Here is a 15,541-nt window from a genome sequence, read left to right as displayed (position 1 = left end):
AATTGAATGATTAAGTAAAACGATTAATTTATTGACTGGTAACCTGGTGTGTGTACTCTTCTACGCTTGAATTGAAGTCTATCTTAATATCTGCTTTGCTATTATCGACGTCACCGTCAAACTTAAAGCAATTTTGCCACCTGTCATTGTCTACCAATACCATGTGCCAGTAAGACGCAGGCGTACTACTTGTAGGTCTGCTATTATCAGCATTACTACTACCATACCATTCTTCGGAATCTTCTCCAGTCGCATTTTTTACCATGAATCTAAATTTATATCGTTCGTCTCGCCCCCAATCTTCTTGCTTAAATATAATGTCTGCACCTTTAATTTCCCAAGTTCCATTTTGTGTATATGGTAAGTCGAACCAAAATCTATCGTCTGGAGCAAACCATAAACTGACATTCGTGATTTCTGTCATAGAGGAGGTTGCGTTGTTAAAGTTTAATCGGATACGGTAAACGTGCTCTCCTGCATGGCTGTTTTCTCCCCCCGCCTGAATAATGCCTGTATTGTCAATAAAATAACTGTTGGCATTTTCATTTTGGGCATCGATAAATTGGTAAGTTCCATCTCCTAATTTTGTGTATATTTCGTATATGCCGTTGGATATTTGTTTGAATTCGGGAGCGTTATCCAGATTTCCTCCTCCTTCTGCGGCAGATCCGGTGAGGTAAAGTTCAGTGGGAACCGAGGTAAATCCCGCTGGACGCTCTATAACCAATGTGTGAACGGCTACGGGTGCCTGCACATTGACGCCTTTGGAGGATACTACGCTCCATTTAATAGCGCCTGTTTCAAGGGGGCCAATGCCGGCGGTTTCAGCAATACGATTGATAACACCATGATCGAGCGTGAGTATTCGCTGCATACCATTCCCTTCGGAAGGAGAACTATATAAGGGCTCAGAGAAATCCCCATCTTCTCTATCAAAAAGCACTTCGTATATTACCAAACCATTATCTGCAGCACGGGCCATTTCCCACTCAAATTGAATACTCCCTTGCCCAAGCTTAATAAAGGCATCATTTTTTGGAGCAAAGAGTGTTGTTACTTCACTTACTTCAGTATTTAAGCTTTTTTCCTTACTGCAGGCTGTCAAAAGCAATGCTAAGATCGCTAAAAGGTATGCCGGATGTTTTATAAATAGGTTCATATCTTATATTGGTTGAAATTTTACATTGTTAATTTTCCCATCCTGGGTTTTGCGTCAAATTATTGTTCAAATTGCGCTCATCACGTGGAATTGGCCACAGATAATGTCTATTGGGATCGAATGTTCGGAAATTGGCTCTGATGTAACCATTGTCTTCATTTGTTGGGCCAAACTTTGCACCATGTACCCATCCGTTTAAAACTTCTTCGGCTGTTTGCCAACGACGGATATCGAAAATCCGAAGGCCTTCCATAGCCAGTTCAACTCGTCGCTCGTTACGGATGATCTGACGGATATCTTCTTGGGTCCAATTCGGTTGGTAGGCGAGCGCTTCCTCGGCGGTGAAACCTGATCTCGTACGAAGCGCTCTGATACTTTGATCCCATTCGTCCTGGTTAAGTTGAGCAAGCTCATTTCTTGCTTCTGCGTACATCAATAGGATATCAGCATAACGTATTAATATGAGATTCAATCCGGCCCTGAAATTGGGGCCGTGTGTAGGGTCATAATATTTACGTAGGTAATAACCCGTGGGTGAGCTGACGGTACCTGGTGCGTATTCATCGGATGAATTGGCTCCTGTCGGGGTGCTGCCTGGTTTGGTATAAATAGTCTGGGTAGAACCATCAGGCCTTCTCCATTCGTGAAGATGGTGGACGATGGTGAACGCCATTCTCGGATCCCGGTTAGTATAGGGGTCATCTTCATTATACCCGGATTCATTTTCATTGATGGCCTTGCCATTGAGCATCCGATAGCTATCTACCAATTCTTGGGTTGGTGCCAGATTGTTTAAACGTGCGCCTACCGATATGGGTGCCAGATCAAACATATTTGTCCAAACGCGAAATTCCGGCACATATTGAATGTCTAAAATGACCTCACTATTATTTTGATTTTGTGGCAAAAATAACCCTTCGTAGTTCGGAAAAAGTTGATAACTTCCATTTTCATCGGTCTGAATAAGCCGCTCACAGGTGGTTGCCACATCTTGCCAGCGGTTTTCATAGAGATAAACTCTTGCTTTAAGGGCAATGACCGCCCCTCTGGTAATCCGACCTTTATCCGCGTCCGCATACGACGTATTCGTTGGTAACATCGGGACTATCTCCTCCAACTCCCCTAATATAAAATCTAATGCCTCCGCTTTAGGGCTTCTGCTTACCTCCAAGGCTTCCTCTCGTGTAGGGTCCGTTCTCAGTAAAGGGATATCTCCGAACCAAGTCATCAATTGGAAATGTTTCAGCGCACGAATGAATCGTGCTTCTGCCCGCATTCTATTTTTTATGCCTTCATCCATAGGAACCTGATCAATATTTTCAATTATCAGGTTGCAGGTTTTAATCCCTTCATAGTGGAATTGCCATTCTGATTTTATCCGACCTAAAGCAGGATCATAGGTGCCTGCGGCAATAGACGTGGAACCGTTAAAATCACCTCTACCACTAAAAGCATTGTCAGACAACCCTTCATTTGAGAAAAAGTAATCGCTGTTGCTCATCTGAGAATATGCAGTATTTAGGATGCTATTGACTTTGGCTTCTGAGGTCCAGTAGTTAAGCTCTGTAAAACTATTTTCGGGTAGCAAATCGAGCTTTTTGCATCCGGATAAAGCCGCAAGCAATAGAAGAGCCGTTATTCCGGTTTTATATGTTTTTGTCACTTTCATTGTTCTTCTTTTTGGTGTACGTTCATGATGGGTAAATAAACATTAAAAGGTGATGTCAAGACCGAAACCATAATAGATTAGGGTAGGATAGGCACGACCACTGTTTGCGCCGCTATTGTCCATGCTGCTGTTAAATTCGGTGATTTCCGGATCGAGAAACTTCATTCCAGACAGCGTGAAAAGATTTTGTCCGGACAGGTAAGCTCTTAGTTTTTGCATACCCAATTTTCTCGACACATCCTGGGGCAACGTATAGCCCACCTGGAGGTTTTTTAATCGGAGATAAGCAGCATTATACAAGTACATATCAGATCCTCTGCGAAAATTATTAATGTTTGAGTTGCTGTTGTTCGCTGAAAGCTGTGGGTAACGAGCGTCTGGATTGACGGGAGTCCAATAATCCAGTTGATGTTCATACATTGTCAATCCGTAGTTGAAATGAAAAGGTTCTACCAATTCGCCCCGTACCATCATCGTTCGCTTGCCTACACCCTGTAGGAGCACATTAAGGTCAAAACCCTTAAAAGTGACATTGTACTGTAAACCATAATTTAGGCGCGGAAATGGGTTGCCAAATACGAATAGGTCATTATTGTCGATAACGCCGTCGCCATTTACATCTACATAGCGATTATCGCCAGGTTGTACATTGAGACCGGGAGGGGTCGCGGCATTGGCAATTTCGTCAATATTCTGAAAGTAACCGTCTCTTTTTAAACCTACATAGGAATTAAAAGGGAAGCCTTCTTTTAACAAGATTTGGAGTTCTTCAACGCCTGTTAGGCGTTCATTTCCTTCAAAATAAAGCACCTTATTTTTTGAGTCACCCACGTTTGCCGTAATAAAATGACCAAACTTTTCACCTTGGTGGTTATAGGAAACAGTAAGCTCCCAGCCCTGATTACGTACTCTACCGGCATTAAAATCTGGGAGTCCTGTGCCAAAAACCAAAGGCACTTGTGGAGGGACTAAAATATCACGGGTCACTTTACTGAAATAGTCGGCCGATACGGTTAACTTGTTGTTTAGGAAACTTAAATCAGCACCAAAGTTAAAGGTCGCAGCTCTTTCCCAGCGCAGATCGGGATTGGCAAAGTTATAACCTGTGCCACTAACGCCTATATTGTTGAACCCGTAAGCATTCTCAAAGGTAAAATAGGTGGTTTGGTATTGAAAATTACCTACGTTCTGATTACCTACTATACCATAAGATGCTCTTAATTTGATGTCTCCAAATTGTTCCCTATAGGCTTCCATAAATGATTCATTACTTAAACGATAACCTGCTGACAGCGATGGGAAAAATCCCCATCGGTTGGTTTTGCTGAATTTCGAAGAGCCGTCGTAACGGAAATTGAATTCTGCGTAATAGCGGTCTAGATAAGAGTAAGAGGCCCGTCCAAAAAGTGAGTTCAAACTATTTTCCGTCGCGGTCTGATTGGAATTTTCCGAATCGGTACTAATTACGGTTTCGGAAATGGGTGTCCCTAGTTCATTATCTGTATAACGACGGAATATAGCGGATTGCCTGCTGCCGAAATTTTCATTTGATACGCCAACTAAAGCATTTACACTATGTTGTTGGAACTGTTTGCTAAACTCTGCTATAAATTGTGTGTTTAGTTCCAAGCTTTTGTAGGCAATATCGTTCGTATTGCGATCAGGGCCCGAGACCCCTGATGGGTAGTAGTCTACTTGCATCGTGCGGGCGTATTGATTGTTTGCTTTTAGGCTACCGCCAAAAACACCTCTTAATTTCAGAAAGTCATTTACCTGAAATGTGGCTTGGATATTCCCAAACAGGTTGTCGTCTGTATATTGTCTGAATCCTCCTTGCTCAAGTATACCCAAAGGATTAAATTCTGATAATACGTCATTAGTTAAATAGCGGCCTTGTTCATCTTTAATGGGATAGATAACAGGTACTCTAGCGGCATCAACCATCAGTGTTTGTGTAGACCCCGAATGATCTTTATTGTCATTACGGGCGTAAGCCAGCTGTGTAGATAAATTCAGACGACCATAGTCGTTACTGAGATTGATGCGGAAATTGTAGCGTCTGGCCCCATAATCTGGTCCTACAAAATTACTACGCTGGTCAAATAAGCCGGCGGAAACGTGATACGTAGAATTACTACTTCCTCCGGATAGACTGAGGTTATGATTCTGTTGCCAAGCATTTTGAATGATGCTATTCACGAACCATTCTTCGTCTCCATCATTTTGAAATGTTCTGATTTGTTCAGGGCTGAATACAGGCTGCAGTCCGGCATTTAGTGCCGACTGGTTACGAAGAATAGCGTTTTCATAACCTCTAACGGGGTTGAAAAACATTTTTGGAGTATTGATCCCTGCCAGCCCGTTGTAAGTTAGGACGTTTCTTCCGTCCTTATTACCTTGTTTAGTTGTGATTAGTACAACGCCGTTGTTTGCCCTAGACCCGTAAATGGCAGCGCTTCCTGCATCTTTTAATACCGACACCGATGCAATATCAGCGGGATTCAAAAGATTAATATCACCGCCAACGATGCCGTCTATCACAACGAGCGGACTGTTATTGCCTAACGTACTGATTCCTCGAATATTGAGATTTAGCCCGCCACCTGGCTCAGAATTTGGCTGCTGGATGACTAAACTTGGAGAGGCGCCCTGTAACGCTTGCGTCACGTTGGTTACAGGCCGGCCTTCCAGCGCTCTTGAACTAACTTGATCAACGGCACCTACAACGTCCTTGCGGAGTTGGGTGCCATAACCTACGACAATCACTTCTTCCAAATCAGACGACTCAAAGTCAAGTGTTATATTGATTACACTTCTTCCATTGATTGAAACTTGTTGTGCTTTGTATCCAAGATAGCTAAACGTTAAGGTCTTACTGTTATTGCTGATCGTAATACTGAAATCTCCCTGCTGATTAGTGGTGACTGTTTGACCGTTATCTACCCGAACAGTTACCCCTACCAGAGGTTCTCCTGCATCGTCTAACACCCTACCTGTTATGGCTTGTTGAATAGGTTGCTTATTGTTAAGCTTTATAGGTGATGGTTTTTCTTTAATGATAATGGTATTATTACTATTCAGTTGATGGCCATACGGTGTATCTCCCAAATAAGCGTTTAATGCCTCAAGAATAGGTGTGTCTTCAAAATCAACTTTACGTGCAGGTATTTGTTTCAATACGGTTGCATCACAAAGTACGTGGTAAGGGCTTTGTTTCTGTATTTCAAGAAAAAATTGCTCAGCAGTTATCAGTGGCTTATGGATGGTGATGGTTTGAGCACTACTTTTAGCATTTGCCTGTATGATAAAGGTGAGTAGTATTAACATTACCATTTTTATCACCATTCGTTCATGCCGATAACATATAATGCTATTTTTTAATAGCGTAAGAATATTAGGTAAATTCATAGATTTACATATTGGTGTATGAGTATGGTTTGTTTGGTTAGCTTTACTATATTTTTTGAATGACTAAGCCTGATCATCTAGATCTATAGTGAGGCTTAGATATTTACTTAAAGTTTGTTTTCTCTACATAAACTTTCCTCCCTTCTATTTTAAATTGTACACTGCCCAAGGCTTGTAATGTCTTCAAAACATCATTGAAACTATCAGATCGTGAAGTGGTTCCCCATATTTTATTCACTGGTTTCTCTCCTCGGTAAAAAACCTCAATATCATACCAAAGGGCAATCTGTTCCATAACCTCAGTGATAGGCTGCTGATTGAACATAAAATAGCCGTTCTTCCAGGCAGTGGCATAGGTGGTTTCAACTTGCTGTAGGATGATGTCCTCTTTTTCCTTATGAGTGGCTTGATCCCCAGGTTTCAATAGTGCACTTTGGTACTTATTTGAAACTTTTACAGACCCTTCCAATAGTGTGGTGGTCGCCTTTTCCTCGCTACCATATGCTCTAATGTTAAAATGTGTTCCTAAAACGTTAACTTCGCCTTTGGTAGTTTTAACGGTAAAAGGAGCTGTTGGATGCTGTGCAACTTCTAGATAGGCTTCGCCATCTAAGAAAACTTCGCGCTTGTCGGCAGCAAAACTTGTTGGAAAAGATAAAGTGCTAGCTGCATTCAACCATATTTTAGTACCATCAGGCAACAATAATTTGTACTGACCTCCGCGGGGTACCGCTAGTGTATGAACCTGTCTTTTTTCCGAAGATTGTCTAGAAACTTCATAACTTAAGAGGCCTGCTTTTTTGCTGAAACCAGTGATTCCTTCCTTTGTTGAGCCTTGAATAGTGCCGTCGGCGGCTTTATTAAGGTCAATTTTTGAACCATCGGCAAGTATAAGTGTGGCTTGCTCTTTCCCTGGGTGTATAGACAGATGACTTTGTGTATTCTGGGTATTGATAGACTGATTCTGGAAGATATAATATCCTGAGATAATCAACAGTACGCTAGCAGCGATTTTAATGAACAGAGGCAGATGTCTGGCTGCATTTTTCTGTTTCCAATCCAACTTCTGTTCAATTTCTTGGGAAATGCGTGATAGTCTATCGGTATCGACAGTTTCAGTCAATTGAACGACCTCAATATAACGATTTAAGGCATCATTGGCTTCCGGTTTTGGTGTATACGACAACCATTTCCTAAAGCGTTCAAGATCTTTGTCAGAGTGCTCATTTGCGGCAACTTTAGTTAAAAATTGGTCAATTTCTTTTCGGTTCATATAAAGAGGAGACAATTTGCAGAAGCAAAAAGACCCCTCCTCTTTTATTTTTTTCCGTAAAGTATGCTACCTCATGATATCAATTGTCAGACGATATCATGCATTGCTATTCCCTTACTGACCATTATACCAATCGTGTGTGTAGACGGTAATTGTGCTATCTGTTTGGTTGACTAACTGTTTAAATTGATTAACATCGCTTTTTCCGTCTTGTCCACGATAATGGTATGGAAAGACAATTTTCGGCCTGAAGTCCAACACTGCTTCTGCAGCTTGCTCTACACTCATTGTGTAGGGCTGGTTCATGCATATAAAAGCCATCCATATATTCTCCAGATCACGCATTTCAGGAGTGTCTTCCGTATCTCCGCTTATATATATGCGACGATTATCTAAAGTTAATACGTAACCGTTTCCCCTACCTTTGACGTGATAGGCGCTGTCGGATTCTGGAAGATTGTACATAGGTATGGCTTCAATGTTAATGTCTGCAAGCTTAATACTTTGCCCGTTGTTGAGTACGTGGGTTTTGTTTAAGAGCTCGGCGGGAAGAGAGTCTGCTACTGCCTGTGATGCCACTATGGTAGCTTTATCAAGGTTCAGACCTTTCAACGTAGTTAAATTGAGATGATCACCATGTATATCGGTGATGAAAATTAACTGGGGTGGAGGTATATCACGTAATTTTTCTGCAGGTACGCTAGGGTCAAAAAGAAACGTTTTACCCTTCCAGTTTATTTCAAATGTAGCATGTTCAATAGGTTTGATGGTAATATTTTCAATCTTATAGTCTGTTTGACTGAAGGCACTAAGCGTAGCCAAACATGAGGTTAGCATTAATATTATATTTTTCATATCCTAGCTTTGTTTGAAACTGTAAATTTATAAAACTTAATATTATTTATGAAAGTTCGTTGTCGAGAATTTAATGCAGTGTTTTAAACAGCAAACTGTCTAATTTTTTATCCCATAGCCGTTGTTGATTGCGGTCCATCATATGTTGGGTTTCTTGGTCATACTGGAGCTGTAATAACTCGTATTTTTGTGAAATACGATCAAATATTGTAGCGGCCTCCTGTTTATAATGTTTGGTATATTTCTTATTGTTTAATTTCTGGGTAAGCTCTTTTTGCATCAAGGCACCTAACTTGAAGTGCCCTTGTTCATGTTTCAATAAAGCTGTTAATGTGCGTTGATCGTTAATTTTGTCGAATTTTATCCATGATTCATTTTGGTTGATATCTAAATATACTTCAAACTTTATCTGAAAGATGTTTTCTTTCTGTACGGTGGAAGAACGGTAGCCGATGCGTAATTTGGTGTTGGATAGATAGGGGTTTTTGTTATCTGGTGTTCCACGGAAATCTTTTTCTGTTAATTGACGATAGCCTTGAGCGAAAGTGATAACTGCCGATAGCAGTAGCCACAATAAACAAACGATTATACGATAGTGCTGATATATTACCATTATGTTAAATTTTCTGATCATACAGATCATCGGTTCCGAAAATGTGATTTTTAAATATCTTATTGTGCTCAGCTGTTCTTTGAATTAATTGCCTGTTAACGTTTTGTTTGAATTGTATTAACAACTTCCTCATCTATTTGTGGTTATTTTTGGAATAAAGAATCATAAACCAAGAAACTTACATTATGAAAAACAAACTTTTATTACTTATTACCGCATGTATAATTCTGGCTTGCGATAAGAAAATGGCACCAGTGATAGATGAATCACAGGTACCTGATAATGTTCCAACTACTTGGCAGGAGCATTGGTTTGAACACAACCAACTATTAAAGTTGGCTAGTTTTGATGACCATGTTGCTCTTTATTACGATGATGACATGGATAGCAATATTTCCTGGCCTTTAAGAGCGTCATCAAGTATGTGGGAGTATGTGAAAAATATCTACGGGACCTTCGGTACAGAAGAGCACCTTTTTGTTGTGTTACATGCAGATAAATATTACGGAGGCCATCCGTCTACATTTTTTGATGAGAGTCACGATTTTCGGAACGTCATAGATATTGGACAAGCTAACTCTTGGGCCGATAGCAGTAACTGGAATTTAGATGTGATAGCGCATGAAATAGGACATATTGTTGAAGGTGCTTCAAAAGGTGTGCACCGGTCTCCAGCCTTTCCTATTTGGCATGATAGTAAATGGATGGAAATTTTTCAGTACGATCTGTATAAAAAATTGGGTTGGCAAAGCGAAGCGCAAAGATGGTATGATGCGATGGAAAGTGTAACAGATAACTATCCTAAGGAAGGAACGAGATGGTTTAAAGACTGGTTTTATCCAATATATAGGGACTATGGTGAAACAGTAGTATTAAATGACTTCTTTTCGTTATTGGCGGTTCATTTTGCCAAGGCATCAATTGAAGACGGTTACTTTCGTTATACAAGAGATTTGAATTTTGGTGAGTTTATACATTTTTGGAGTGGTGCTGCTCAGGCGGACTTGAAAGATCTAGCATTAACGGCTTTTGGAGAGAAAGATGAACATGGAAATAATTGGATAGATCAATTTGAACAGGCCAAAGATGATTTTGCCGGTATTTCATATTAGCGCTAAGGATGCTTATTGCCATTAATTTCTGTTTGTCGATCACTTGTTAGTTGTCAATAAACCGTTATATTTAGCAATTGTAAACAGCTAACTTATGATGAGATTTTTCTATTCGATATTATTATGTGTCTATGCTTCTGTAACTTTAGGGCAGGATAAAGTAATCAATATGATTACTGAGTTGGAAAAGCTAACAAATATCCATCAGCTTCCAACTTATATGGAGAACGCAACCGTCAAGCAATTCTCTTCTTATGATACAACAGGAGGTAATGATGATGGTTTCAGCGGGAAATATTCTTTTATAAGTAGAAATCCCGACAGTAGTTTGGTGCTTTTCGAAGTAAAGGAAGCAGGTGCTATTAATAGAATCTGGACACCTACTCCTAATAGTGATACACTAGATTTTTACTTTGATGATGAGAAAGAGCCAAGCTTTTCCATTCGTTTTGAAGATCTTTTTTCAGGAAAAGTGTATCCTTTTGTAGCTCCTTTGACGGGGAATGAGATTGGAGGTTATTACAGTTACGTGCCAATCCCTTTTAAAAAAGGATGTAAAATTGTATCAAGGGGAAAAGCCATGCAGTTTTATCAAATTCAATATAGCACCTTTGGACAAGATAAAGTAGAAACTTTCCGCGCGGAGTTAAGTGAACGGGAAAAGTTAGGTATAGACGCAGTTGGTAACCAATGGAATGAAATCGAACAACTATCTACTGATGCGCAGGTAATTCATACAGATACAGCATTAACTCCTGGACAAAGTATTACTTTGGCCAATATGCAGGAAGGAGGAAGGATTGTGGCAGTGAAGATTTGGCCGGCGCAAAATTTTACAGGCTTGCAAAAGCAAATTGATCTCAAAATAACTTGGGATGATGAAAAGATTCCAGCGGTTTATATGCCAATGGCTGATTTCTTTGGCTATGCATTTGGTACTGTTTCCATGCAAAGCTTATTATTAGGAACAGCCAATAATGTAAATTATTCATATTTTCCAATGCCATATGATAGCAATGCACGTATTGAGTTGATTTACCGATTACCCAATGAAGGAGAAGGCGTTATAGAGCCAATTAACGTTAAAGCGGACATACTGGTGGACAATAAAAGGCGCGATAAAGAGAAAGAGGGTAAATTTTATACCTATTGGAACCGTAATAAAGACGCACCTCTTGGCGAACCACACATTTTCTTAAAGGGAAAAGGTAAGGGGCATTATGTGGGTACCTTGCAACAGGCACAAGGGCTTAACCCCGGAATGACCCTTTTTTTTGAAGGAGACGATGTAACGGTTATTGATGGAGAACAAAGAATACATGGGACGGGTTCCGAAGATTATTATAATGGTGGGTGGTATGCTCTGCTCGACCGTTGGGACAGAAAAATGAGTCTTCCTCTCCATGGTTCACTTGATTATTCGTTGCCTTTTGCGAGAACAGGAGGGTATCGATTGTTTCTTTCCGACAAGATGCCATTTAATAAAGAAATTTTACACACTATTGAGCACGGGCCAGAAGAAAATAATATTCCGGTAGACTACACATCTGTTGCACTTTATTATGCAGATGCACCTGTTCATTCGCAAATAACAGCGCCAGGCAATGCGTTGACGAATGTTTACATACCTGATACTATGATGGTTTATCCACAACTTATGCGCTATAGTGTTGCAGGCCGGGTAAAAATTGATGGAAACCTATTGCAGACAACTACAGGCGGACAAGTAAAAATCGACCTTAGTGAACTACCTAAAGGAAGTTATAAGTTATATGCAGATATCGAGAAAGTACCGGAGGGAGCGGAAATCACGGTCTGGCAGAGGCAGAAACAAGTAAGTCAACCTATTTCATTTTATTCGGAGATGAAAAATACAGAACAGCATAGTTATTTTTGTGAAATAGAATTAGATGACTTTAAAGACGCTATTACCTTACATTTTAAAAAGGAAGAATCAAGGTCTAGGGCTATAGTGGAACGACTTATCTTGGTTAGAAATAGATAACCAGTATTTTTAGTATAGGGAAAAATCAGCGTTGCTCATTTTGGTGACTTCCGTTCGATAAAATAGCCAAAAAAAAGTCTATAATATTAGTAGAATATTATGTAGTTTTACTTCGTAATTGTGGAAACTCCAATCTCCACAGCTATTTCGGTAATGGAAACAGTCACAATAGAATCTTGTTTGTGGCTGGTAAAGTATAATTAAAATACAAAATGACACAAAAAAAACTTTTAAGCTTAGCTATTCTGCTGCTTACACAAATCTCTTTAGTATTTGGACAACAAAAACAGACGTTACAGTTGAAAGGGCAAGTAAAAGGCGTAAATACTGGAACGGTTTATCTTCAGAAATTCGAGAATAAGATGTTTACTGCTGTAGATTCTGCTAATATTTCGGATGGTAAATTTTCATTTGACACTTCACTGGTGCTACCTGAGCTATATGGGTTAACGCTTGATATCACTAAAAGTCCATACTATATATTCTTGGAAGAAGGCCCGATAGATGTAGTTTTGGATCCCATTAAATATTACTATAATTCACAAACTAAAGGATCGGAAACCCAAAAGCTCTTCACAGATTACCGCAAACGGAAAAATGTAGATATCACAAAATTTATTAAAGAAAATCCATCTTCGATAGTATCTGCATATATACTTTATCGTGATTTTTCTTATCGACTAACCCCTGAAGAAATTGAGGCTAATTTGAAAGAGCTAGATCCAGTCTTACACCAAACGGAATACGTACAGGTACTCACCGAGTTAGCCAAGGTATTAAAGACGGTGCAGATTGGGAGTATAGCCCCTGATTTTCAATTGCCAGATCTTCAGGGGACCACCGTGTCATTAAGTGATCAGTTAGGTAAGGGCTATGTACTGCTCGATTTTTGGGCCGCATGGTGTGGTCCTTGCCGGAAAGAAAATCCCAATGTAGTAGCTGCTTATCAGAAATATAAAGATAAGGGGTTTTCTGTGTATGGGGTGAGTCTAGATAAGAAAAAAGACGCCTGGATAAAGGCTGTAGCAGATGATAAATTAGACTGGCCGCAGGTATCTGATTTGGCTTTCTGGAACAGTGCCCCGGCGAAGCTTTATGGGGTGAGAGCAATTCCTTCTAATTTTCTTATCGGTCCGGATGGAACTATTGTGGCTAGAAACCTCAAAGGTGAAGAGCTTCATGATACTTTGGAAAGATTGTTAAACAACTAATTAACCGTATATGAATGTACATTTAAAACGGCTTCTGCCACTCTTATGTTTAATGCTGAGAACCTTTGCGCATTTAAATGCGCAACAGGAGAATCAACTCGAGCAGCGTTTCGATACTTTATTGGAAAAAGAGAGCATAGGCACCAATATAAAAAACTTATCTGCTTACCCACATCATCTAGGATCAGCTAGAGGTAAGGAGGTGGCTGAAGAAATTTATCAATGGTTCAATAATTATGGATGGGATGTTGAAATAGAAACTTTCCACGTGCTTTTTCCGACCCCATTGGAAAGAAAATTAGAGTTAATCGAACCAACAACTTATACAGCTATTTTAAAAGAACCCGCTGTAGACGGAGATGCTTCCTCAAGCCAAGAGGGGCAATTGCCAACCTATAATGCATGGGGGGCGGATGGCGACGTGACAGCTCCGTTAGTATTTGTTAATTATGGCTTACCCGCTGATTACGAGCAATTAGAACGTTTAGGGGTAGATGTAAAGGGTAAAATTGTAATCGCCAAGTATGGCAATAGTTGGAGGGGGATAAAACCTAAGGTGGCTTATGAACACGGGGCAGTAGGATGCATTATCTATTCTGACCCCAAAGAAGATGGTTACTATCAGGGAGATGGCTACCCTGAGGGGCCTTTTAAAAACGAACATACGGTGCAGCGGGGATCTGTAATGGATATGGTACTTTATCCCGGTGATCCATTAACACCTGGAATAGGTGCAACCAAAGAAGCTAAACGTTTGAGAAGGGAAGAGGCTACTACAATTCTGAAAATTCCGGTACTGCCTATTAGCTACCATGATGCCCAACCTTTGTTAGCGGCTTTAGATGGCCCTGTAGCTCCAGACTCTTGGCGGGGAGCTTTACCTATTACCTATAGATTGGGTGGTGGAAAAGCAAAGGTACATCTCAAGATTAAACAAAGTTGGGATATTGTGCCCGCTTATAATGTAATTGCAAAAATCACAGGTGACGTATATCCTGATCAATGGGTTATAAGAGGTAATCATCACGATGCATGGGTAAACGGGACAGATGATCCCGTGAGTGGATTGGCGGCGTTACTTGAAGAAGCTAAAGCGATCGGATCTTTGGTGAAACAAGGGTTTAGGCCCAAACGCACTTTGATATATTGTGCGTGGGATGGAGAAGAACAGTCGCTATTAGGCTCAACCGAATGGGTGGAGCATCATGCGGATGAATTGCGGCAAAAGGCTGTTGCTTACATCAACAGTGATGGTAATAGCAGGGGGTTCTTTAACGCTGGTGGTTCGCATGCATTCAAAGCTTTGGTTACCGACATTTCAAAAGAAGTGAGGGATCCGTTAACTGATAGACCTGTCTATGATCGCAAATTGGCAAGCACGGTATTATCTACCTCCTCACGCCATAAAAAACAAGAGCTGTTACAGCAAGACCAGTATGCCTTACAAGCTTTGGGTACTGGATCTGACTATTCCGCATTTTTACAACATCTTGGTATTCCCAGTCTTAATTTTGCTTTTGGCGGTGAAAGTTCCGCTGGAGATTACCATAGCATTTATGACTCGTACGATCATTATATTCGCTTTAAAGATCCTGATTTTAGTTATGGCGTAGCTTTATCGCAAGCTGCTGGTCGTGCCGTGTTGCGTATTTCGGAAGCAAATATTTTACCCTTCGATTTTCGAGGATTACATGAGGCGATCAAAACGTATGCAAAAGAAATAAAAACGCAAGCTGACGAACTACGTCAGGCATATGAATCTGAAAATAAACTCATCAGTGATTCTATTTATCTGATGGCGGCCGATCCCAAGAAAGAGTTTGTGACACCGAAATCTAAACTGCCGGTACCACCCCTTTCGTTTGAGAACTTATTCGTAGCGATAGATAGTTTAGGGATGGCTGCATCTCAATTAGCGGAAAGACAAAGTAACTTTAAAGGAGATGAACAAGCATTGTCTGTTGAGAATGCAAAACTTTTTCAGGCGGAGAAAGCCCTACTATTACCAAACGGTCTTCCAAGGCGACCGTGGTATAAACACAGTATTTATGCTCCCGGTTTTTATACTGGCTATGGAGTGAAAACACTTCCTGGTGTAAAAGAGGCATTGGAAGAAGGGCATTATGAAGAACTGGAGCAGCAGATGGAGGCACTTATAGGTACGATACAAAACCTCACAAAAAGACTCCATGATATCTTCGTTTAGCAGGCTAAGCTTTTGTTGAAATGGCTGTGA

At 40.4% G+C, this 15,541-nt stretch carries 10 protein-coding genes; 4 read left to right on the top strand and 6 right to left on the bottom strand.

The genetic code is table 11. From position 1 onward, the window contains the following. Positions 1-28: 28 nt before the first annotated feature. The 6 genes from H8S90_RS22005 to H8S90_RS21980 form a co-directional block, all read right to left on the bottom strand. Positions 29-1,159 (bottom strand): SusE domain-containing protein, encoded by a 1,131-nt coding sequence (locus H8S90_RS22005; protein ID WP_187339938.1) that lies wholly within the window; start codon positions 1,157-1,159, stop codon positions 29-31. Positions 1,160-1,187: 28 nt separating this feature from the next. After that, entirely contained in the window at positions 1,188-2,828 is a 1,641-nt protein-coding gene (locus H8S90_RS22000; RefSeq protein WP_187339937.1) for a RagB/SusD family nutrient uptake outer membrane protein, read from the bottom strand. Between the two features lie 42 nt (positions 2,829-2,870). After that, positions 2,871-6,155: a TonB-dependent receptor gene (locus tag H8S90_RS21995; protein ID WP_222852164.1), complete on the bottom strand. Its 3,285-nt coding sequence runs from the start codon at positions 6,153-6,155 to the stop codon at positions 2,871-2,873. A gap of 184 nt (positions 6,156-6,339) precedes the next feature. Then, positions 6,340-7,509 (bottom strand): FecR family protein, encoded by a 1,170-nt coding sequence (locus H8S90_RS21990; RefSeq protein ID WP_187339936.1) that lies wholly within the window; start codon positions 7,507-7,509, stop codon positions 6,340-6,342. Between the two features lie 114 nt (positions 7,510-7,623). Continuing rightward, a complete protein-coding gene (locus tag H8S90_RS21985) occupies positions 7,624-8,364 on the bottom strand; it encodes an MBL fold metallo-hydrolase (protein WP_187339935.1) in 741 nt (246 codons plus the stop codon). A gap of 70 nt (positions 8,365-8,434) precedes the next feature. Beyond that, a complete protein-coding gene (locus tag H8S90_RS21980; protein WP_187339934.1) occupies positions 8,435-8,977 on the bottom strand; it encodes a DUF922 domain-containing protein in 543 nt (180 codons plus the stop codon). A 185-nt stretch (positions 8,978-9,162) separates the two neighbouring features. Here H8S90_RS21980 and H8S90_RS21975 point away from each other — a divergent pair, with 185 nt between their 5' ends. The 4 genes from H8S90_RS21975 to H8S90_RS21960 all read left to right on the top strand — a co-directional run bounded on the left by H8S90_RS21975 (position 9,163) and on the right by H8S90_RS21960 (position 15,511). Next, the gene (locus tag H8S90_RS21975) at positions 9,163-10,089 is read left to right on the top strand and encodes a hypothetical protein (protein ID WP_187339933.1); all 927 of its coding nucleotides are present in this window, start codon (positions 9,163-9,165) and stop codon (positions 10,087-10,089) included. Between the two features lie 94 nt (positions 10,090-10,183). Next, entirely contained in the window at positions 10,184-12,094 is a 1,911-nt protein-coding gene (locus H8S90_RS21970) for a glycoside hydrolase family 172 protein (RefSeq protein WP_187339932.1), read from the top strand. Between the two features lie 212 nt (positions 12,095-12,306). After that, positions 12,307-13,305, top strand: a complete 999-nt coding sequence (locus H8S90_RS21965; protein WP_187339931.1) for a TlpA disulfide reductase family protein — start codon at positions 12,307-12,309, stop codon at positions 13,303-13,305. 10 nt (positions 13,306-13,315) lie between these two features. Then, entirely contained in the window at positions 13,316-15,511 is a 2,196-nt protein-coding gene (locus H8S90_RS21960) for a transferrin receptor-like dimerization domain-containing protein (protein ID WP_187339930.1), read from the top strand. Positions 15,512-15,541 lie beyond the last annotated feature (30 nt).

It is taken from the genome of Olivibacter sp. SDN3 (assembly GCF_014334135.1).
In the GTDB taxonomy this organism is placed as follows: domain Bacteria; phylum Bacteroidota; class Bacteroidia; order Sphingobacteriales; family Sphingobacteriaceae; genus Olivibacter.
This window is presented reverse-complemented; position numbering and strand designations above follow the sequence as displayed.

What these genes read in the sequence shown, in the direction of transcription:
- H8S90_RS21960 (WP_187339930.1), top strand. Translation starts at nt 13,316, where the DNA reads ATGAATGTACATTTAAAACGGCTTCTGCCACTCTTATGTTTAATGCTG.
- H8S90_RS21980 (WP_187339934.1), bottom strand. Translation starts at nt 8,977, where the DNA reads ATGGTAATATATCAGCACTATCGTATAATCGTTTGTTTATTGTGGCTA.
- H8S90_RS21965 (WP_187339931.1), top strand. Translation starts at nt 12,307, where the DNA reads ATGACACAAAAAAAACTTTTAAGCTTAGCTATTCTGCTGCTTACACAA.
- H8S90_RS22005 (WP_187339938.1), bottom strand. Translation starts at nt 1,159, where the DNA reads ATGAACCTATTTATAAAACATCCGGCATACCTTTTAGCGATCTTAGCA.
- H8S90_RS21995 (WP_222852164.1), bottom strand. Translation starts at nt 6,155, where the DNA reads ATGTTAATACTACTCACCTTTATCATACAGGCAAATGCTAAAAGTAGT.
- H8S90_RS21985 (WP_187339935.1), bottom strand. Translation starts at nt 8,364, where the DNA reads ATGAAAAATATAATATTAATGCTAACCTCATGTTTGGCTACGCTTAGT.
- H8S90_RS21990 (WP_187339936.1), bottom strand. Translation starts at nt 7,509, where the DNA reads ATGAACCGAAAAGAAATTGACCAATTTTTAACTAAAGTTGCCGCAAAT.
- H8S90_RS21975 (WP_187339933.1), top strand. Translation starts at nt 9,163, where the DNA reads ATGAAAAACAAACTTTTATTACTTATTACCGCATGTATAATTCTGGCT.
- H8S90_RS22000 (WP_187339937.1), bottom strand. Translation starts at nt 2,828, where the DNA reads ATGAAAGTGACAAAAACATATAAAACCGGAATAACGGCTCTTCTATTG.
- H8S90_RS21970 (WP_187339932.1), top strand. Translation starts at nt 10,184, where the DNA reads ATGATGAGATTTTTCTATTCGATATTATTATGTGTCTATGCTTCTGTA.